Origin of the sequence: Nocardioides cavernaquae, assembly GCF_003600895.1 — a bacterium.
Lineage (GTDB): Bacteria > Actinomycetota > Actinomycetes > Propionibacteriales > Nocardioidaceae > Nocardioides > Nocardioides cavernaquae.
In genome coordinates this window covers 2,461,036-2,481,590 of sequence record NZ_QYRP01000002.1, presented here as the reverse complement: position 1 = coordinate 2,481,590, position 20,555 = coordinate 2,461,036, and the positions used below count along the sequence as shown (strand labels likewise).

At 69.4% G+C, this 20,555-nt stretch carries 18 protein-coding genes; 7 read left to right on the top strand and 11 right to left on the bottom strand.

Features of this window, described 5'->3' with window-relative positions; all coding sequences use genetic code 11:
- Window positions 1-6 precede the first annotated feature (6 nt).
- From D4739_RS11880 to D4739_RS11870, 3 genes are read right to left on the bottom strand one after another with little or no spacing between them, the layout of a single operon-like run.
- A complete protein-coding gene (locus D4739_RS11880) occupies window positions 7-1,119 on the bottom strand; it encodes an ABC transporter ATP-binding protein (protein WP_120060815.1) in 1,113 nt (370 codons plus the stop codon).
- Complete coding sequence (locus D4739_RS11875; protein ID WP_120060814.1) at window positions 1,116-2,777, bottom strand: ABC transporter permease; 1,662 nt, start codon at window positions 2,775-2,777, stop codon at window positions 1,116-1,118. Before D4739_RS11875 ends, D4739_RS11880 begins: the two co-directional genes overlap by 4 nt.
- On the bottom strand, window positions 2,774-3,793 hold the full coding sequence (locus D4739_RS11870; RefSeq protein WP_120060813.1) for an extracellular solute-binding protein: 1,020 nt from the start codon (window positions 3,791-3,793) through the stop codon (window positions 2,774-2,776). The genes D4739_RS11875 and D4739_RS11870 overlap by 4 nt, the downstream gene beginning before the upstream one ends.
- Window positions 3,794-3,894: 101 nt before the next feature.
- Between D4739_RS11870 and D4739_RS11865 the strand changes: the two genes are divergently transcribed.
- Both D4739_RS11865 and D4739_RS11860 read left to right on the top strand, forming a co-directional pair.
- The gene (locus D4739_RS11865) at window positions 3,895-4,293 is read left to right on the top strand and encodes an FAD synthase family protein (RefSeq protein ID WP_120060812.1); all 399 of its coding nucleotides are present in this window, start codon (window positions 3,895-3,897) and stop codon (window positions 4,291-4,293) included.
- Window positions 4,294-4,331: 38 nt separating this feature from the next.
- Complete coding sequence (locus D4739_RS11860) at window positions 4,332-5,906, top strand: MXAN_6640 family putative metalloprotease (protein ID WP_120060811.1); 1,575 nt, start codon at window positions 4,332-4,334, stop codon at window positions 5,904-5,906.
- A gap of 6 nt (window positions 5,907-5,912) precedes the next feature.
- On the opposite strand, the gene D4739_RS11855 is transcribed toward D4739_RS11860, so the two are convergent.
- Entirely contained in the window at window positions 5,913-6,290 is a 378-nt protein-coding gene (locus tag D4739_RS11855; RefSeq protein WP_120060810.1) for a hypothetical protein, read from the bottom strand.
- Window positions 6,291-6,461: 171 nt separating this feature from the next.
- On the opposite strand from D4739_RS11855, the gene D4739_RS11850 reads away from it, so the two are divergent.
- Window positions 6,462-7,724, top strand: coding sequence for a choice-of-anchor P family protein (locus D4739_RS11850; protein ID WP_147384904.1), 1,263 nt, complete (start codon window positions 6,462-6,464; stop codon window positions 7,722-7,724).
- 68 nt (window positions 7,725-7,792) lie between these two features.
- Here D4739_RS11850 and pntB read toward each other — a convergent pair whose 3' ends face one another.
- Both pntB and D4739_RS11840 read right to left on the bottom strand, forming a co-directional pair.
- Window positions 7,793-9,223, bottom strand: coding sequence for a Re/Si-specific NAD(P)(+) transhydrogenase subunit beta (gene pntB, locus D4739_RS11845; RefSeq protein WP_220699284.1), 1,431 nt, complete (start codon window positions 9,221-9,223; stop codon window positions 7,793-7,795).
- A 15-nt stretch (window positions 9,224-9,238) separates the two neighbouring features.
- Window positions 9,239-10,762: a Re/Si-specific NAD(P)(+) transhydrogenase subunit alpha gene (locus D4739_RS11840; protein WP_120060808.1), complete on the bottom strand. Its 1,524-nt coding sequence runs from the start codon at window positions 10,760-10,762 to the stop codon at window positions 9,239-9,241.
- Between the two features lie 199 nt (window positions 10,763-10,961).
- Here D4739_RS11840 and D4739_RS11835 point away from each other — a divergent pair, with 199 nt between their 5' ends.
- Window positions 10,962-11,351: a DUF2237 family protein gene (locus D4739_RS11835; RefSeq protein ID WP_120060807.1), complete on the top strand. Its 390-nt coding sequence runs from the start codon at window positions 10,962-10,964 to the stop codon at window positions 11,349-11,351.
- 35 nt (window positions 11,352-11,386) lie between these two features.
- Here D4739_RS11835 and D4739_RS11830 read toward each other — a convergent pair whose 3' ends face one another.
- Window positions 11,387-12,322 (bottom strand): LysR family transcriptional regulator, encoded by a 936-nt coding sequence (locus D4739_RS11830; RefSeq protein ID WP_120060806.1) that lies wholly within the window; start codon window positions 12,320-12,322, stop codon window positions 11,387-11,389.
- Between the two features lie 78 nt (window positions 12,323-12,400).
- Between D4739_RS11830 and D4739_RS11825 the strand changes: the two genes are divergently transcribed.
- Complete coding sequence (locus tag D4739_RS11825) at window positions 12,401-13,732, top strand: FAD-dependent oxidoreductase (RefSeq protein ID WP_120060805.1); 1,332 nt, start codon at window positions 12,401-12,403, stop codon at window positions 13,730-13,732.
- 7 nt (window positions 13,733-13,739) lie between these two features.
- Here the strand turns inward: D4739_RS11825 and D4739_RS11820 are convergent, their stop codons facing one another.
- The 4 genes from D4739_RS11820 to D4739_RS11805 form a co-directional block, all read right to left on the bottom strand.
- Window positions 13,740-14,930, bottom strand: coding sequence for a phospholipase D-like domain-containing protein (locus D4739_RS11820; protein WP_182920403.1), 1,191 nt, complete (start codon window positions 14,928-14,930; stop codon window positions 13,740-13,742).
- Between the two features lie 114 nt (window positions 14,931-15,044).
- Entirely contained in the window at window positions 15,045-15,974 is a 930-nt protein-coding gene (locus D4739_RS11815; RefSeq protein WP_120060803.1) for a hypothetical protein, read from the bottom strand.
- 231 nt (window positions 15,975-16,205) lie between these two features.
- Entirely contained in the window at window positions 16,206-16,658 is a 453-nt protein-coding gene (locus tag D4739_RS11810) for a VOC family protein (RefSeq protein ID WP_120060802.1), read from the bottom strand.
- 142 nt (window positions 16,659-16,800) lie between these two features.
- Window positions 16,801-18,345, bottom strand: coding sequence for an adenylate/guanylate cyclase domain-containing protein (locus D4739_RS11805; RefSeq protein ID WP_120060801.1), 1,545 nt, complete (start codon window positions 18,343-18,345; stop codon window positions 16,801-16,803).
- 83 nt (window positions 18,346-18,428) lie between these two features.
- On the opposite strand from D4739_RS11805, the gene D4739_RS11800 reads away from it, so the two are divergent.
- Both D4739_RS11800 and D4739_RS11795 read left to right on the top strand, forming a co-directional pair.
- Entirely contained in the window at window positions 18,429-19,574 is a 1,146-nt protein-coding gene (locus D4739_RS11800) for an acyl-CoA dehydrogenase family protein (RefSeq protein WP_120060800.1), read from the top strand.
- Between the two features lie 38 nt (window positions 19,575-19,612).
- Complete coding sequence (locus D4739_RS11795) at window positions 19,613-20,542, top strand: alpha/beta fold hydrolase (RefSeq protein ID WP_182920402.1); 930 nt, start codon at window positions 19,613-19,615, stop codon at window positions 20,540-20,542.
- Window positions 20,543-20,555: the final 13 nt, after the last annotated feature.

The following is a 20,555-nucleotide window of genomic DNA, read 5'->3' as shown; positions in this document are numbered from 1 at the left end:
ATCATGTCAGGCGACGGTGATTCCAGCGGGAGGCTCCACCACGGCGCGATCGCCGATCAGCAGGGTCGGGGTCACTCCCAGGACGACACTGACCGCCACGGGAGTGCCGACCGGGTGCCTCACGGTGTGCGGCTGCCACGAGCGCAGGGTCTGCCCCGAGAGCAGCCGGACGGTGTGCAGGACGAAGGCACCGTGATACTCCACGGCGATCACCTCGGGACCGGGCTCGGTGCGGCCGTGGTCGGGGCGCAGGTCCACCTCGTGCGGGCGCAGCACGACGTCGACGTCGACGTCCGAGTTGCCCCAGCCGGGGACCGTGGAGACGACGCCGATCTCGCAGGTCAGCAAAGCGTTGTGCACGTGGGCACGCAGGAAATCGGCGTCGCCCATGAACGAGGCGACGAACCGCGTCGCCGGTTGCTCGAAGACCCGCTGCGGGGTGTCGGCCTGATCGATCCGGCCGCCCTGCATCACGACCACGCGGTCGCCGATCGCGAGTGCCTCGGTCTGGTCGTGCGTGACGAAGACGGCGGTCGTGCCGGTGGTGCGGAGTACGCCGACCAGCTCGGCGCGCACGTGGCCACGGAGGTTCTCGTCGAGGGAGGAGAACGGCTCGTCGAGGAGCACGACGGCCGGCCTGGGCGCGAGGGCTCGGGCGAGTGCGACCCGCTGCTGCTCGCCGCCGGAGAGCTCGTGAGGGAACCGCCTGGCATGGTCGCCGAGCCGGACCAGGTCGAGCACCTCAGCGACCCGGGCCGCACGCTCGGCACGCGGAAGCTTGTTCAGGCCGAAACCGACGTTGGCCGCGACGCTCAGGTGGGGGAACAGCGCGTGGTCCTGGAAGACCAGTCCGACCCGCCGCTTCTCGGGCTGGCGGAAGGTGCTGCCGTCGGCGACCACCTCGCCGGCGATCTCGATCCGGCCGGCATCCGGGCGCTCCAGGCCCGCGATCAGGCGCAGGGCGGTCGACTTCCCGCACCCCGACGGGCCGATCAGTGTGACCAGCTCTCCGGGCTGGACGACGAGGTCCAGGCCGCGGGCAGCGCCGACGTCGCCGTAGGAGCGCGAGACCGCGGAGAGCACGAGGGCAGGAGTTGCGGGTTCGTCGGGGCGCTTCACCGTCGGCCTCCTTCCCTGCGGTCCGCGGCGCGGACCTGCCGGCCGAGGATAGCGACCGGCACGACGGCCAGCCCGACGATGACCAGGGCGGGGGCCGCGGCCAGGCCCCAGAGGTTCTCGGTCGCCAGGCGGTGCACCCACGCCGACACCGTGTCGAAGCCGATCGGGCGCAGCATCAGCACGATCGGCAGCTCCTTGATCGCATCGATCGCGACCAGCACCAGGGCAACCGCCACCCCCGGGCGGATGAGCGGCATGTGCACACGGCCGAACAGCCGCATCGGGCCGGATCCGAGACTCAGCGCACTCTGGGTCACCGACACCGGCAGCTTCGCGTACGACGCGTCGACCGCCTGGAAGGCCGGGCCGAGGAACCGGACCGCGTAGGCACACAGGATCGCCACCACCGAGCCCGTGGCCAGCAGCCCGGTGCCACCAGGAATCCCGACGGCCACCAGCGCGCCGTCGAGGTGGCGCAGCAGCAACAGCACCCCGATGCCGATGACGACGCCGGGCACGGCGTACCCGAAGGTGGTGAGCTGCGCAGCCGAGCGGACCAGGCGACCAGCGCCCAGCCGCAGTGCGTGGCCCATCAGCACCGCCAGCGCGACGCAGAGCAGGGCAGCGAGGACGGCGACGACGGCGGAGTTGGTGAGGGCCTGGAGGAAGCCCTCGCCCAGCGCCGGACGGCCGTCACCGTTGCGGGCGTGGTCCACGGCCCAACCGGTGAGCCGGATGACGGGGACGATCACCGCTGCCAGGAGCGCGGCGACGCACGCACCGGTCGCGAGCAGACCCTTCACCAGCGGCAGCCGCGTCGGGGCCAGGCCGCTGCCACGGCCTCCCCGCTGCGTGTAGCGGGCACGTCCGCGCAGCAGTCGCTCCCCCGCCATCACGACGACCGCGAAGAGCATGACGAGGCTGGCGAGCTGAGCTGCCGCGGCGAAGTTGAAGCTCTGCTTGAAGGTCGTGTAGACGCCGTAGGAGACGGTCTGGACGCCGAAGTACTGGATCGTCGCGAAGTCGGTGAGGACCTCCATCATCACCAGTGCCAGTCCCGCCGCCAGCGACGGACGAGCCATCGGGAGCAGGACCCTGAAGAACGCGCGCCGGCGACTCGCGCCGAGCACCCGCGCCGCGTCGTACGTCGTCGGGGCCTGCTCGGCGAAGGCCGCGCGGGCCATCAGGTAGACGTAGGGGTAGAGCGTCAGGCTCATCACCACGGCGCAGCCGGCCAGCGTCGAGACGTCGACCTGGATGCTGTCGTTCACGTGCGCGCGAAGCCACTGCTGCACGGGGCTGGCAGCGTCGAAGGTGGAGAGGAAGACGAAGCCGAGGATGTATGCCGGCATGGCCAGCGGCAGCACGAGCAGCCAGACCATCAGGTTGCGCAGCGGGAAGGTGTACGCCGTGACCAGCCAGGCCAGCCCGCAGCCGATCACCAGCGTGCCCGCGCCGACCCCGAGCATCAGCAGGACGGTGGTGACCACCATCGCGCCGAGGTCGGAGGGCCAGGCCCGCGCCTCACTCGTCGCCCCGTCGAGGAGCACGGAGACGACGGGTGCTGCGGTGAGCACCGCGAGCAGGAGGACGAGCGCTGACCATCCGGGGCGGCCGCGCAGGGACGCGCGACGGGTCAGGATGGCCAACTGGGTCACTTGTAGTCGGCCTCAGCGAGCAGCTTCACCGCGTCCGGGTTGAGCTGGCCGTAGGCCTCCGCGTCGACCGACATCGCCTTGAACGGGCCGAATGCAAGCGCGGCCTCGTCTGCCGGGACCTCGGGGTTGACCGGGAACTCGTGGTTGCCCTCGAGCATGTCGTCCTGGCCCTCGGTGGCCAGCCACTCGAGGAACTCCTGGGCCTTCGCCTTCGCGTCGCTCGTCGCGACGACACCGGCGCCGGAGATGTTCTCGTGGACGCCGGCACCCTGCTGGGAGGCCCAGTAGAGGGCGACGTCCTTGAGCTCACCGTCAGCCTGGCCACGGGCGAGGTAGTAGTGGTTGGAGATGCCGACCTCGCAGGTGCCCGCGGAGATCGCTTCGAGCAGCTCGACGTCGTTGCCCATGATCTCGACGTCGTTGGCCAGCCAGCCCTTCACCATCGCGAGGGTCTTGTCGTAGCCGTGGAGGTTGATCAGGGAGGCGACCAGCGACGTGGTGTAGGCACCGCTGAGGTCGCGCATGCAGAGCCGGCCCTTCCACTTCGGGTCGGTGAGCCCGGCGTAGGTGTCCTTCGCGTCGAACTCCTTCGGGTCCACCTTCGCGGGGTCGTAGACCACGGTGCGTGCGCGGCGTACGAGGCCGAACCAGCGGTCGTCGGCGTCGCGGTACTGCGCAGGGACGGCCTTGTCGAGGACCGTGCTGTCGAGCGACTCGAGCAGGCCCTGGTCAGCGGCATTCCAGAGCGGCCCGGCGCTGACGGTCATGAAGATGTCCGCCGTGGACTTGGCACCCTCGGCCTTGATCCGCTCGAGGAGGTCGGCGTCGTCGCCCGAGAGGATGTCGACGGTGATCCCGGTGTCCTTGGTGAACTTCTCGAAGACCTTCTCCGAGCCGTAGTGGCGCCCGGTGTAGACCTGCAGGTCGGCAGGGTCCTCGCCGCCGAGGACCGAGCAACCCGTGGTCGCGAAGGCGGCCAGTGCGAGGCCGGTGGCGAGCAGGGCAGAGGTGCGCATGAGGTCTCCTGGAACAGGCGTACGACGACGGCGATATGTCTAAGGTGAGCCTAACCTGATCTGTGCACGGACCACAGGTGAGCCCATGGGACAATTGCCACATGGCCCGCACTGTGATCACCTTCGGCACCTTCGACGTGTTCCACGTCGGCCATCTCCGCGTCATCGAGCGCGCCGCAGCGCTGGGCGACCGGCTGGTCGTGGGCGTGTCGGCCGACGCGCTCAACATGCGCAAGAAGGACCGGCTCCCGGTCTTCTCCGAGGGCGAGCGCCTCGCGATCGTCAGCGCGCTCAAGCCCGTTGACGAGGTCTTCGTCGAGGAGAGCCTCGAGCTCAAGCGCGACTACATCCTCAAGTTCGGCGCCGACGTCCTCGTCATGGGCGACGACTGGGAGGGCCGTTTCGACGAGTTCAAGGACATCTGCGAGGTCGTCTACCTGCCGCGCACTCCGGCGATCTCGACCACAGCCCTGATCGAGAAGATCTCCGGCAACGCGTAACCTGAGGTTGCCAACCATCCTCAACCCACTCGGGAACCATGCGCCGCACTCGCCGTAGCACCCCTGTCCGGGCCCTGGCCCTCGCCCTGCCTACGGCCGTCCTGGCGACGCCGCTGGCCCTCGTCCCGGCGTACGCCGACCCCGTCGCGCCGCCGAGCCCGGCCGGCCCACCCGAGGTGTCGGCGCCCGCCGCCGAGCAGGCACTCGAGGACGCCACCGCGCTGCTGACCGGCGTTGGCGACGGAGCCACCGAAGGCCTCGGAGCGGCCACGTCCGGACCCACCGACGCGACGCTGGCACTGCTTGAGCTGCGCAAGCAGCTCCCCCAGCTCTCCGCCGCCGACCGACGTCAGGCCCGGGCCCTGATGGCCCGCCCCGACGGCGAGAACGGCACGGCCAACGACACCCCGCTGAGCGCGACGTATGGCCTCCTCGACGGCACCCCCAAGTCGACCTGCGACAACGCGTTGGTCTACGGCGACCACCCGTTCTGCGTGCACTGGATCGACAACGCTGGCAGCCGCCACTACGCGACCGCTGCCGAGGTCACCGAGACCGTCACGACCATGCAGCGGGTCTGGGACGCAGAGATCAGCGGCCTGCACTACAAGACGCCGATCCTCGACGGTGCTCGCGGCGGGACCGCCGACGGCAGGCTCGACGTGTACCTGGCCGACATCGCCGGCAGCGACGCGGGCAACGACCCCTATGACTACTTCGGTTACGCGGTGCCCGAGGACGACCCGAAGGAGAGCGCTGGCTACCTCGTCCTGGAGAACGACTTCACGGAGTTCGTGAACTCCGGGACCAGCGCCACCGAGTTCCGCCAGGTCACCGCTGCCCACGAGTTCTTCCACATCGTCCAGTTCGGCTACGACTCCTACGAGGACGGCTGGCTCATGGAGTCGACAGCCACCTGGATGGAGGAGCAGGTCTATCCATCAGTCAACGACAGCCGCAACTACATCCGGCTGGGCTCCCTCCGTCAGCCGCACCTCCCCCTCGACACCCGCAACGGCGGAGCCGAGTACGGCACGTGGGTCTTCCATGAGCTCTACACCCGCAGTCTGGGTGACACCGTCGTACGTCGCGTGTGGGAGCAGGCGGCCGCCACTGGCGTCAACTATCGCGGCGCCCTCAGCACCGCCCTGAGCAACGCGGGATGGAGCCTGACCACGGCATTCCGCACGTTCGGCGGCTCCTCCCTGGCACCGCGCCTGTTCTATGCCGAGGGCGCTGCCTACCCGTCGGCCCAGCTGAGCCGATCCTGGAAGCTCACCCGGAGTGCGCGCTCGACCGGCACTCGGAGCATCCGGCTCGCCCACCTCGCGGGCGCGGCGTACGACTTCCGGCCCGGCGGCACGCTCACCGGCCGCTGGAACCTCCGGCTCGCGATCAACGCACCCGCTGGAGCGTCCACGGCCTACGCCGTCGTGTTCTTCAGCAACGGCACCGCGCCGCGCCGGATCCCGGTGGCGCTGGACCGCTACGGCAACAAGACGTTCAGCGTGCCGTTCCGGGCGGGCACCGTGCAGCGGGTCGCGCTCCACCTCGGCAACGCGAGCTCGGTCAACGGACGCACCACGACGTTCAAGGCCACCGCCTGGCGCTGAGCCCGCTCAGCTGTCGGCGTCGTCCCGGGCCACCAGGCCGAACACGGGAGCCGTGATGTTCTCCAGCGACTCCACGATCGCGGCGTGACGGTGGGCCAGCGTCTCGACCAGACCGGCGAGGTCGGCCTGCACCGTGGCCAGGTTGGCCATCGTGTCCGCGATCTCGCGCTGCTTGGCGATGAAGTCCTGGAGCGGGTTCACCGACGCGGCCGCGAGGTCGCCGACAGCAGCCACGAGCGCGGACAGCTGGCGGATCGCCTCTTCAGGCTGCACCGCGGTCTTGCCGACACCGATCAGCGCATCGAAGGCCTCGCCCGCGACGCCCAGGGCGATCTTCTGTGACTTGTTGAGCAGCGCGATCGGGTCGAACGGGAGGTCAGCCATGGGCCGAGGCTAGTGGCAGAACCCCGGGGTTCGGCCGTTGAATCCGAGAAATGTCCAGCCCGGTTCTGCCGGACGTCGGATCTGGGGGCACACTAGGCGCATAGGTTCCTTGCAATTAGCAACCTTTGCTTTCCAATGCAACTTCACAGTTCTCCGGGATGGGGCCCACGAATGACAAGAACAACTCTTCGCGCCGGAATGGCGGCGGGCCTGCTGGCCCTGTTCGCCACCGGCTTCTCTGTGCCGGCACAGGCCGCCACGGCGTGGGCGTACGTGTCCACTGCTGGAGGCACCTATGTCCAAGCGCTCGACTCCAACATCAGCTCGCAGCTCACCGCACGGTCCGGCATCACCGGCGGACCGGTCGGGAAGAAGTCCAGCAACAGCACCGCCTCGGTCAACGTCGCCGGACTCGTCAATGCGGGCGTCATCACGACCAGTGCCACGTCGACCGCCGTTGCCGGCGGCGCCAACCAACTGGTCTCGACCGCCAAGACTGCCGGGGTCAACCTGCTCGGCGGCCTGATCACGGCCGACGCCATCGAGACCACCTCGACGCTCACTGCCAACCCTGACGGCACGAGCAGCACCGACGGCGGCACCAAGTTCGTGAACCTGAAGATCGCGGGTATCAACCTGCCGGTCAACATTCCGCGGAACTACTTCGTGGAGATCCCGGGCGTCGCCAAGATCGGCATCAACGGCTTCATCAGCGGCACCGCTGACGGCGGCCGGGCCAGCCAGGCCTGGGGCCTCGGCATCGTGCTCCTGAAGGGTCTGGGCGGCGCCCAGCCCGGTGCAGCGGTCTACGTGAACCCGACGTACCAGTCGGTCATGCCGGTCCCGCCCGCCCAGGGCGCGGACATCGCCGGCAACGCCTTTGGCACGTGGGTTCAGGCAGCCGCGGGCAGCACGGTCGGGATCAATTCCGGCCCGACGGCGATGATCCAGACGCCGTACGCCGGCAGCTTCGGCAAGCCGCTGACCAACAGCACCGCGTCGGTCAACGTGCCCGGCATCCTGTCCACCGGTGTCATCACCTCCACGACGACATCGACCAAGGTCATCGGGACGCTGGACGCGGAGATCACCAACTCCAACCAGCTCGCCAAGGTCAACGTGCTCGGTGGCGTCATCACCGCTGATGCTGTCGGCGTGACCGCGCACGGCAAGCGCGTGAGCGGCGCCTACACGGGCAAGATGAACATGACGCTGGTCAACCTCAAGGTCGCGGGCGTCGTGATCCCGCTGGACGTGAAGCCCAACACCACGATCAACGTCGCGGGCCTGGGCAAGGTCGTCATCAACCAGCAGATCCAGAACGGCCCGTGGAACATCATCCGCGGCGTCTACGTCGAGCTCTCGACTGCTCAGGCCGGCCTCCCGGTCGGTGCGACGATCGAGATCGCTGTCGCAGCCACGCGGATCCTGTAACCGCGAGCAGAACGAAGAAGCGCCCCGGACCAGATGGTCCGGGGCGCTTCTTCGTTCGCTGCTGTGGATCAGAGTGCGCGGAGGATGTCCTCGACGCGGTCCTTGGCGTCACCGAAGAGCATCGCCGAGTTCTCACGGAAGAACAGCGGGTTCTGCACGCCGGCGTAGCCCGAGGCCATGGAGCGCTTGAACACGATCACGTTGTCGGCCTCCCAGACGGTGAGCACCGGCATGCCGGCGATCGGGCTGGCGGGGTCCTCGGACGCGGCCGGGTTGACCGTGTCGTTGGCGCCGATGACGAGGACGACGTCGGTGTCGGAGAAGTCGTCGTTGATCTCGTCCATCTCGAGCACGATGTCGTAGGGCACCTTGGCCTCGGCCAGGAGCACGTTCATGTGACCCGGGAGGCGACCCGCGACGGGGTGGATGCCGAAGCGGACGTTGACGCCCTTGTCCCGCAGCTTGCGAGTCAGGTCGGCGACGCCGTACTGCGCCTGGGCCACCGCCATCCCGTAGCCCGGGGTGATCACGACCGAGCTCGCGCCGGCCAGCATCTCCGCCACGCCCTCGGCAGTGATCTCGCGGTGCTCGCCGTAGTCCTTGTCCTCGGCCGGGCCGGCAGCGATGCCGAAGCCACCGGCGATGACCGAGATGAACGAGCGGTTCATCGCCTTGCACATGATGTAGGACAGGTACGCACCGGAGGAGCCCACGAGCGCACCGGTGATGATCAGCAGGTCGTTCTCGAGCAGGAAGCCCGAGGCCGCCGCGGCCCAACCGGAGTACGAGTTGAGCATCGACACGACGACCGGCATGTCGCCGCCACCGATGGAGGCGACCAGGTGCCAGCCGAGCAGCAGCGCGAGCACGGTGACGACGATCAGCAGCCACAGCTGCGGGTCGACGACGAACCACACGGTCAGCGCAGCGAAGAGCACGAGCGCACCGATGTTGAGGAAGTTCTTGCCCGGCAGCATCAGCGGGTTGGACTTGATCCGCGCCGACAGCTTGAGGTTGGCGACGATCGAGCCGGTGAAGGTGACCGCGCCGATGAAGACGCCGATGAAGACCTCGGCGGAGTGGATGCCGAGCAGGCCGGCAGCGTCGAGGAGGTGGGCCTCCTCGCCGTGCAGGTGGTTCTCGACGTGCAGGTAGCCGTTCCAGCCCACCAGCACGGCGGCCAGACCGACGAACGAGTGCAGCAGCGCGATGAGCTCGGGCATGCCGGTCATCTCGACCTTCTTGGCACGCCACAGACCGATCGCGGCACCGATGGCGGTGGCCCCGAGCAGCAGGCCGAGGCCGGCCGGCTCGACCTCGCGGTCGATCGCGAGGGCCACGGTGGCGACCAGGGCGATGCCCATGCCGGCGATGCCGAAGTAGTTGCCGAGCTTCGCCGACTCGTGCTTCGACAGGCCCGCGAGGGCCAGGATGAAGAGCAGTGCCGCGACGATGTACGCCGACTGGGCAGCGCTCTCTACGGTGAGGATGTCATTCATGAGTGCTCAGTCCTCTCAAGACCGGGAGAACATGGCGAGCATGCGGCGAGTCACCGCGAAGCCACCGAAGACGTTGATGGACGCAAGCAGGATCGCGACCGCGGCCAGGCCGGTGATCACGTCGTTGTCCTGACCGATCTGGAGCAGCGCACCGACCACGATGATGCCGGAGATCGCGTTGGTCACCGACATGAGCGGCGTGTGCAGCGCGTGGTGCACGTGGCCGATCACGTAGTAGCCGATGACGATCGCCAGGGCGAACACCGTCAGGTGGATCTGCAGCGCGGCCGGGGAGATCGCGATCAGCGCGAACAGCACGGCAGCAGCGATCGCCACACGGGCCAGCTTGGTGCTCTGGCTGGTGACCTTCTTGGGCTTCGACTCCACCGGAGCCGCAGCGGCCGCGGCAGCCGGGGCAGCGGAGACCTGGACCGGCGGCGGCGGCCACGTGGACTCACCCTCGCGGACCACGCACACGCCACGCTGGACGACGTCGTCGAAGTCGAGGACCAGCTGGCCGTCCTTCTCCGGGGTCATCAGCTTGAGCAGGTTGACCAGGTTCTGGCCGTAGAGCTGCGAGGCCTGGGCGGGCAGGCGACCGGCCAGGTCGGTGTAGCCGATGATCGTGACACCGTTGGCGGTGACGACCTTCTCGCCCTTGACCGTGCCCTCGACGTTGCCGCCGTTCTGCGCGGCCATGTCGACGATGACCGAGCCCGGCTTCATCGAGGCCACCATCTCGGCGGTGATGATGCGGGGCGCGGGGCGTCCCGGGATCAGCGCGGTGGTGATGATGATGTCGGCGATCTTGGCCTGGTCGGCGTACAGCTCGGCCTCGCGGGCCTTGTAGTCGTCGCCCATCTCCTTGGCATAACCCGTGGCCGAGACCTCGACCTCGGGCGACTCGATGGAGAGGTACTCACCACCGAGCGAGCGGACCTGGTCGGCAACCTCGGGACGCGGGTCCGTGGCGCGCACGATGGCGCCCATCGAACCGGCGGCGCCGATCGCGGCGAGACCGGCAACACCGGCGCCCACGATCAGCACGTTGGCCGGGTTGACCTTGCCCGCCGCCGTCACCTGGCCGGTGAAGAACCGGCCGAACTGGTGCGCAGACTCGACCACAGCGCGGTAACCCGCGATGTTGGCCATCGAGGACAGCACGTCGAGGGACTGCGCGCGCGAGATGCGCGGGACCGCGTCCATGGCCAGCGCCGTGATCGGACGCTGGGTCAGGTCGGCGACCGTCTCCTCGTCGATACGGGCGTTGAGGATGGCGATCAGCGTCGCGCCCGGCCGCAGGCCGTCACGCTGGGCGATGGAGGGGGTGTTCACGCCAAAGACAATGTCGGCCGCCAGCGGGTCACCGATGGACGCGCCCGCCTCGACGTACGCCTCGTCCGAGAAGCTGGACAGCTCGCCAGCACCAGACTCGACCACGACCTCATAACCCAGCTTCAACAGCTGAACCACGGTCGCAGGCGTCGCGGCAACACGCGTCTCGCCGGCCTGAGCCTCCTTGAGGACTCCGATGATCATGCGATCTCCGTTCAGTGTGATGCGGGTCCGGTGAGCAGTCTGCTCCCGGACCCGTCGCGCAGGCGATCCTAACGACCTCACAACGATTCCGCCGAGGCGCCCGCCACACTGGAGGGGTGGCGCCCGTCACAATTCGATCGAACGGTGCTACGGCGCGATAGCGGTTCGCCGATGCCCCCGACCATGCCACATTGGACCCATGTCGGAACTCAACGTCCTCGGCCAGCCACTCCAACCGTGCGGCACCGACCCCGTCACCGGGTTCTACCGCGACGGCAACTGCGCGTGCGGCCCCGAGGACCGCGGCCTCCACGCGGTCTGTGCCGTGATGACGCGGGAGTTCCTCGAACACCAGCGGTCGGTCGGCAACGACCTCTCCACGCCCCGGCCCGAGTGGAACTTCCCCGGGCTGCAGCCGGGGGACAACTGGTGCGTGGTCGCCGTCCGCTGGCAGCAGGCGTACGACGACGGGGTCGCGGCACCGGTCGTGCTCGCGTCCACCAATGCCCGGGCGCTGGAGATCATCCCGGTCGAAGCGCTGCGGGCCTCCGCTGTCGACGTACCCGATGACCCGAGCTCACTGACCTGAGCCCAGCGCCGGAGCAGCCCCGGATCGGGCACGGATCAGGTGCGGGGGCGCTGGCCGCGGGCCACGGCCCACTGCACGAGGTCGCGCGCAGGCCCGGCCGGCGGGGTGCTGCCTCCGGTCCAGACCGCGTGCAGCCGCCGCGCCAGGTCGAGACCCGTCACGGCGACGGCGACCAGCCGTCCGCTGGCGAGGTCATCGCGCACCGCGTGCATGCTGACCGCTGCGGGTCCGGCGCCGGCGGCGACCGCGGCGCGCACCGCGGCCGTGCTGGAGAGCTCGAGCACGGGCGGAGCGATCTCGAGTCCGGCCAGTGCGCGCTCCAGCACCGTGCGGGTGCCGGAGCCGGCCTCCCGCACGACGAGGGGGGTCGCCGCGAGGGTCGCCGCGGAGACCCGGTGCTTGGAGCGCTGCGCCCACGGGTGGGACGGGCCGACCACAACCACGAGCTCGTCCACGCCGATCAGCTCCGCGTGGAGGCCGGGCGGCGCCTCGGGGCCTTCGACGAAGCCCAGGTCGACGGTGCCGGCGGCCACGAGCGCGGCGACCCGCTCGCTGTTGGTGGCGGTCATCGTGAACTCGGTCTGGGGTACGCCGTGGCGTTGCTGCTGGGCACGCACGGCGACCAGCCATCCCGGCAGCAGGTACTCCGCGATGGTCAGGCTTGCTGCGACAGCAAGGTGTCCCCTGCGGTCGGAACGGAGGGCGGTGATACCCGCGTCGAGCTCCTCGGCTGCGTCGAGGACGCGGCTGGCCCACTGGACGACCAGCTCACCCAGCTCGGTCAGCGCCGACCCGCGCCGGCTGCGGCTCAGGAGGGGCGCGCCGACCAGTGCTTCTGTCGTGCGCATGCGTGAGGACGCTGCTTGTTGTGTGATTCCGATCTCAGCTGCGGCCGCGCTCAGGCTGCCGGTGCGCGCGACGAGGACGAGCAATTCCAGCGCACGCAGGTCAGGAACGTGGGAGCCCAGCACGCGTCACAACGTATCCTTGTGACCCCACAACCACAACCTCGTTTTGGGTGAACGGGTTTTCCCTTCACAATAAGGAACATGACTCTTCGTGTTGCGATCGTGGGCGGTGGCCCGGCCGGCATCTACGCCGCCGACATCCTGACCAAGTCCGAGGTCGACGTCTCCGTCGACATCCTCGAGCGCCTTCCCGCGCCGTTCGGCCTGGTCCGCTACGGCGTTGCGCCGGACCACCCGCGCATCAAGGAGATCATCAAGGCGCTCGACCGCGTCCTGGCCAAGGACGAGATCCGCTTCCTCGGCAACGTGGACTTCGGCACCGACGTCAAGCTCGAGGACCTCCGCGAGTACTACGACGCCGTCGTCTTCTCGACCGGCGCCAAGGCGGACCGCGACCTCGGCATCCCCGGCGAGGAGCTCTCGCTCGGCGCCGCTGACTTCGTCTCCTGGTACGACGCGCACCCGGACGACGCTCCGACCTGGTCCTTCGACGACGCGACGTCGGTTGCCGTCCTCGGCGTCGGCAACGTGGCGCTCGATGTGGCCCGCGTGCTCGCCAAGACCGCCGACGAGATGCTCGTGACGGACATCCCGGCTCAGGTCTACGAAGGCCTGGCCACGAAGAAGATCACCGACGTCCACGTCTTCGCTCGCCGCGGCCCGGCGTACGCGAAGTTCTCGCCGCTGGAGCTCCGCGAGCTCAACCACTCCCCCAACGTCGAGGTGGTCGTCCACCCCGAGGGCTTCGACGTCGATGCCGACGGCATGGAGCACATCGGCAAGCACAAGGCGCAGAAGATGGTGCTCAACACGCTGTCGAACTGGGTCGGTCGTGACCTGGAGGGCAAGCCGCACCGGATCCACCTGCACTTCGCCGAGGCCCCGGTCTCGATCACGGGCGAGGACGGCCGCGTGACGTCGTTCCGCACCGAGCGCACTCACTCCCCCAACGAGGACGGCAACGTCGAGGGCACCGGCGAGTTCACCGACTGGGATGTCCAGCAGGTCTACCGCGCCATCGGTTACCGCAGCTCCGCCCTCCCCGGCCTGCCGTGGGACGAGCGCAACGCGGTCATCCCCAACGACGAGGGCAAGGTCCTCGACATCAACGGCAACCCGATCCCCGGCACGTTCGTGACCGGGTGGATCAAGCGCGGCCCGGTCGGCCTCATCGGTCACACCAAGTCGGATGCTGCCCAGACGGTCGGTCACCTGCTGGCCGCGACCACGGAGACGGCCCCGCAGCGCACCACCGAGGCCGTTGACGCCTACTTCGTCGAGCGCGGTGTCGAGGTCTTCGACCACGACAACTGGCTCAAGCTCGACGCCCACGAGGTCGCGCTGGGCGAGGTCCAGGAGCGCCTGCGCGTCAAGGTCCCCACGCGCGAGGGCATGCTCGACGCCGGTCGCTGACCGGCACTCATCCAAACGGACAGGCGCGCCCGACGACACCACCCGGTCGTCGGGACGCCCGCGCGAAGGCCGCTCCGAACTGGTCGTAGACCGCGGCGTCACGAATGCCGAGGACTGCCTGGTCGCTGCTCATCCCCCGCGACGTCCAGTTGTCCGAACCGATCCAGGTCCACTCGCGCCGGACTCCGTCGCGCACCCAGGACGCTGACATGTCCTTGCCGTGCACGAAGTCGCCGTCGCGGAAACATCCAGCGACGACACGGACGCCGCCGCGGCGCAGCGTGGACCTCGCGCTGCGGGAGACCGTCGGCCCTGCCACGACCGTGATGTCGGCACCACCGCGACTCATCCGCGCCAGCCGTCGCGAGAGCCAGCCGGCCCGGTCGCCCCACATCGAGAACATCGCCACGCGCACCACAGTGCCCGGACGTGACGGGATCGAACGCAACCGGCGCAGCACCGGGTCGGTCGCTCGCGAGTCCGCCGCCGGCAGGAAGTACGCCGACCAGTCGGCGCCGGCGTACTCACGCGCGACACCGCCGGCGGACCGTCCCGCCCGCTGCTCCTCGGCAATGTCGGACCAGAGCTCGTAGACGTCCTGACGACCGGCGAGCCGCAGCATCGCGGCGTACTCACCGAGGTCGGCGGACTCTGCGGTGTTCCACGACCCGGTGACGGTCACCCACGGCACGTCGCCGACCCGGGAGAAGCGGTAGGTCTTCTCGTGCATGATCCCGCCGGCGCCCCGCGCTGCCCCGTCAGTGCGCCGCAGCCAGGACGAATCCGTCGCCACCGCGTTCAGGAGGTCGTCCAGCGACCTCGCCGCGCTCGAGCGGGAACGCCGTCCGCCATCGATCAGGATCCGCACCTGCACACCGCGACCGAAGGCAGCCGCGAGCGCCGAGGCCACGCGCGGCGACGAGATCCAGTAGGTCGTGACGTCGATCGACTCCCCCGCCGGCACTGCCTCGATGTCGCTCACCAGCGCATCGGAAATGGCATGCGGTGCCGTTTGCGGGTCATTGGTCAGAAGCGTTGCGGAGGGCGCGGTCGAGACTGCGTCGGTCGAAGTCGCCTCGAGCTCGAGGGCCGCTGCCCTCAGGGACGGGGCCTGCCGGGGATCCTCGTCGATGTGTGGCGCGACCACCGGGATGACGGCAAGGAGGGCGAGCACCGAGAACGTCCAGATTCGCTTCACGGAGGACCACGCTCGCCAGCCGCGGTGGCTCAGTCACCGACGCTGGGCGAACGGCCTCAGAACACTGTGCGGCGGCTCGTTGTCTCCGCTCGCCCGACCGGCCCGGGCGGGGCCTCAGCGCCTCTCAGCGGCCCATGCCTGCACCAGGACGTACGGAGACCGGTCATCCTCCAGGCCCAACGGGAGTGTGGCCCGCTCGATGTGGCCGTCGAGGTGGACGCGCACGATGGCTACCGCTCCGTCGCACCGCAACAGCGTCAGGAGGGTCCGCTCCGTCTCCCAGACGACGGACTCGAGATCGGCTCCCCTCGGCATGTCGATGGTGGTGGCCGCATCGCCCGTGCGGGAGTGGAGCACGGAGAGGCGCCCGGGGGCCACGATCCCGAGGACCTTGGTGCCGTCGGGGCTGAACGAGACCAGGCCACCGGTAGGCGCTCGCCACAGCACTTCGCCGTCACCATCCAGCACCAGATGCGCTCGGTCCGCGACCTGTCCGATCAGGTCGCCCGTCGCCGGGCTGACCGCCTGCACCGTGTCGACGCCTGGAATGCGGCGGGGGCGGCCATCACTGCTGGTGATCCACGCTCCACGGATGAAGCCGGTGTTGTAGACGACGCTTCGACCGAGGAAACCGACGACGGCCACACGCTCGGCGCCGACCGGCTGGGTCACCTCGCCCGTGCCGTCGACACGCGCGACGTGGACCGCGCCCACCGAGGTGTCCTCGCTCTCCGGGCAGCGCACGGTCACCCACGCGACGTACTCCCCATCCGCAGACCCGATAGGCCCTCCGCTGGAGCAGTGACCAGCCGAAGGCCACGACCTGACGCGTGCGCCGTCCTTGACCAGGGCAATGCCGTTGGTCCCCTCGAAGTAGGTCGCATCCGACAGGAGCAGGCCGCCCGAGAACCTTGCGACCCCGCTGACGCCCCGCCTCCCCGTGGGCAGGTCGAGGCCGGGGCCCGACGGAGTGACGTAGCGATCGTCCTGGATGTAGGGGATCCGGGGAGGCACTCCCTTCTCGAGCTCGGCCCAGGTCTTCACCCCACTGGGGATCGCGGCGGGCCTCGCCCCGGGCCTGTCCGGGCCTGACGGACTCGCTGCGCCCCCGGCGCATGAGGTGATCGCCAACAGAGCGCCAGCCAGGAGCACCACGACTCGGGTCATGACGGTGAGACGCTCCAGCGCAGCGATCGGTTGTCGCCTGCCGGTTCCTTCGGAACTCGCGAGCGGGGCGGGAGCGCGCCCGCCATGACCGCGAGGGGCGGCGGCGCCTCACGCCACGCAGAACTCGTTTCCTTCCGGATCGTGCATCACGACGGCGTAGCGCTGGAGGGTTTCGGTGTCGATCCGGTTCGGGTGATCGATCGTCGCGCCGAGGGCGACCAGCTCGGCCACCTTGGCATCGACGGTGGCGATGATCTCCTCTATCGGGGCGGAGCGGTCGGCCACGTAGATGTCGAAGTGGAACCGGGTCTTGACCGTCTTCTTCTCCGGCACCGGCTGGAACCAGATCTTCGGCCCCTCACCGGCCGGGTCGATGAGCCGGTCGATGTAGTCGTCGGGGTCACCGCCGAGGTCCTCCTCGGGCACGACGTGCTGGTAGTAGGCCAGCCAGGAGTCAAAGCCCTCCGGCGGCGGCTCGGGCACGTAGCCCAGCAGCGGGCCCCAGAAACGCGCCATCACTGCCGGATCGTTCGCGTCGATCGTGAGATGCCAGGTCACCATGTCCCGACACTAGACCCGGCTACCGACAGCTCGGCGAGCCGCCAACGCGGCATGCGCGCCCTACGGCTGCCGCAACTTTGCGCCGTGTCGACGTCAAGGTTGCGCCGTGTCGACGTCAAGGTTGCGCCGTGTCGGCGGGGTGTCACTGCGGCAGGGCGGGTGCCCCGACATGGGAACGGACCTGCGGCGCGAAGAGCTCGACGGGGGCGGCCTTGCCCTTGAGCTCGATGCCGCCGCGCGAGACCAGGTCCCACTCCCCGTGCAACGCAGCACGGGTGGCCGAGGTGATCAGCACGTCGTCACCGGTCTGCCGGGTGGCGGCCTCGACGCGCGCGGCCACGTTGACCGCGTCGCCGATGACGCTGAAGTTGAGCCGGCCCGCACCGCCCAGGGGTCCGGCCACGACGACGCCCGTGTTGACCCCGGCACCGACCGACAGACCCGACGATCCCAGGGAGACGACGTCGACGATCTCGCAGGCAGCAGCAAACGCACGGTCGGCGTGGTCGGCGAGCGGCCGCGGCGTCCCGAAGACGGCGAGCATGCCGTCCCCCAGGAACTTGTCGACGTGACCGCCGTGCTTCTCCACCACGGGGACGATCGCGGTGAACATGTCGTTGAGGGTCGCGATGACTTCGGGCGCGCTCGCCTGCTCGGCGTACGACGTGAAGCCGCGCACGTCGCAGAAGAGGATCGACACCGTGACCTCGACACCCTCGGGCGCGACGTCCCCCGACAGGATCAGGTCGACGACCGAGCGATCCATGTAGGTGCCGAAGGCAGTGCGGATCTCCTCGCGCTCCTGGAGCCCGCGCGCCATCAGGTTGAAGTCGTGGGCCAGCTCGCCGAGCTCGTCCCCGGTCGAGACCAGCGTCCGGGCGGAGAGGTCACCACCGCGTACGCGCACCAGCTGCTCGCGCATGCTGTGGACCTGCCCGGTGACCGCATCGCCGACGAGGACGGTCAGCTCGGTGGCGAGGAGGACACCCACCACACCGGAGACGAGTGCAGTGATCGCGAGCGACCGCGCGCCATCGGCGTGACCGAGCAGTCCCACCGAGAGCATCGCTGCAGTCGTCGTGTACGCCGGGAGGGCGAACTTGATCCGGCGCGCCAGCGACAACCCGCCCGAGCGGAACGGGACCTCGTCGGGCAGCCGCGCGGCGATCTCGTCGACGATGGGACGGGACAGCAGCTCCCCGACCGAGTAGCTGACAACGGTGCCGTAGAAGGCGGGGATCACGCAGGCGACCAGCATCGCGAGCGCACCCGGGAGCCCGGTGTCCCACTGCCACCATGCCACCGCCGTCGCGGGCAGGACGGCCAGCAGGTTGACGATCCCCGAGCTGCGCCGGAAGGTCCGCCAGGTGCCGGTCGTCGCGTCCGCCCAGATCTCGGCGGTCTCCTCGTGCGACGGGTCGGGCTCGGCACGCCAGGCGACGAACCGCACCAGCATCGGCCGGACCCGCATCGTCGCCGCGCCGATGGCCAGCATCGTCAGCACCGACCCGACCAGCGCGACGACCACGACCTCCGTCAGCGGCGGGTCGAAGAACGTCGCAGCGAGGACCACGGTGACCACCGCGACGAAGACGGACGAGGCACCTTGGGCGACAGCCATGACGGCCCAGTAGTTGGCCGAGCTTCCACAGCGGCGGTAGAGCCACCGGACGATCCGTTCGCGCATGAGCGCAGTCTGTCGCCCACCGCGCCGGAAGGGAATGGAACACCTCGATCCACCACCGGTTAACGAGCGCTAACCTAGCCGGCATGGAACGGAACATCTTCGAGGCAGAGCACGACGACTACCGCCGCAGCGTCCGCGCGTTCATGGAGCGCGAGGTCGTCCCGAACTACCCCGACTGGGAGAAGGCCGGGATCGTTCCGAAGTCGCTCTTCACCGGTCTGGCAGACCTCGGCCTCAATGCCGCGGTGCCCGAGGAATTCGGCGGAGCCGGCATCAAGGACTTCCGCTACAACGCGATCGCCATCGAGGAAGGCGCGTACGCCGGTGTCGGCCCCGCCCTGCTCGGCCCGACGCTGCACTCCGACATCTGCATGCCCTACCTCCTCGAGCTGACCACCGACGAGCAGAAGCACCGCTGGCTCCCCAAGGTCGCGTCCGGCGAGTTCGTCGTGGCGATCGCGATGACCGAGCCGGGTGCCGGCTCGGATCTCTCGGGCATCCGCACCAAGGCCGTGCGCGACGGTGACGACTACGTCGTCGACGGCGCGAAGACGTTCATCACGAACGGCATCAACGCCGATCTCGTCATCCTCGTGGTCCGCACCGGCGAGCACCCGCACCGCGGGCTGAGCCTGATCGTGGTCGAGGACGGCACCCCGGGCTTCTCCCGCGGCCGCAACCTCGAGAAGGTCGGCATGCACGCGCAGGACACCGCGGAGCTGATCTTCGAGAGCTGCCGCGTCCCGATCGCGAACCTCCTGGGCAAGGAGGGCGAGGGCTTCTTCGGCCTCACCAACAACCTGCCGCAGGAGCGCCTCAACATCGCGATCGGCGCGATCGCCGGCGCCCAGGCAGCGCTCGACCAGACGATGCAGTACGTCCGCGACCGCAAGGCGTTCGGCAAGCCGATCGGCAACCTGCAGACCATCAAGCACCGCCTCGCCCTGCTGGTCACCGAGGTCGAGATCACCCAGACGTACGTCGACCGGTGCATCCTGGCGCTCAACGCGGGCACCCTGTCGGTCGAGGACGCCGCCAAGGCGAAGCTGTGGTCGACCGAGCTGCAGGGCCGGGTCGTCGACGCCTGCGTGCAGCTGCACGGCGGCTACGGCTACATGCTCGAGTACCCGATCGCGCGCGCCTACATCGACAACCGCATCCAGCGGATCTACGGCGGCACCTCGGAGATCATGACCGAAATCATCGGTCGCTCGTTGAACCTCGGCTGAGCAAGCCGATCAGCCCAGCATCGATCCATGGAGGTCCCGTGAGCACCGCACCACTGTCTGGACGAGGCGGGCCCGTCGACGGCTCCGAGACCTTCGAGCTCGCCGACGGCACGGTCATCGCGGTCCAGGTCTCGGGCCGCAGCGACGCTGCCGCGACCGTCGTACTCCACCACGGGTGGACGCAGGACCACACCAGCTGGGAGGACGTCGCGCGGATCCTGGCGAGCGACCTGCGCGTCATCACCTACGACGCACGCGGCCACGGCGCTTCCGACGCCGGACCACGGGGCAGCGCGACCATCGAGCAGCTGGCCGATGACCTGGCTGACGTGATCGTCCACCTCATCCCTCGCGGGCCGGTGGTGCTGGCCGGGCACTCGCTCGGCGGCCCGGTGCTGATGGCGTTCGCCGAGCGCCACACGACGCTGTTCACCGATCGCGTCGTCGGGATCGCGATGGTCGCGACCTCCGCGGCTGGCATCGGACGCGACATCCTCGGCCTCCCTGGCACGATCACGACCCCGCTGCTCCTCGTCGCGCCGGGCATCCTGCGCCTGCGCACGCTGTCGCGCGCGCGGGTCAACACGAGGTTCCCGCGCCTGATCGCGGAGGCGGTGCGGCTCGGCCTCTACGCGCCCGGCCACGCGACGCCGTACAACCGCAAGCGCACGGCGATCCAGGTGGCGCGCAGCCACCCGGAGACGACGGCCGCACTCGCCGCCGCGATCATCCGGCATGACCGCCGCGAGATGCTCCGGGCCTTCGACACCGTCCGCACCGTCGTGCTCGCCGGCACGCGCGACGGCCTCACGCCGATCGCGCACTCGCGCGCGCTGGCGGAGGCACTGCCGCACGCCGAGCTCGTGGTCTACCCGAAGGCGGGCCACATGCTCCCCTACGAGCGCGCGACCGAGGTGGCCGCCCAGATCGCCGCCCTGGCGTCCGAACCCGGTGAAGCCACCGGCTGACTTCAGGTGATCC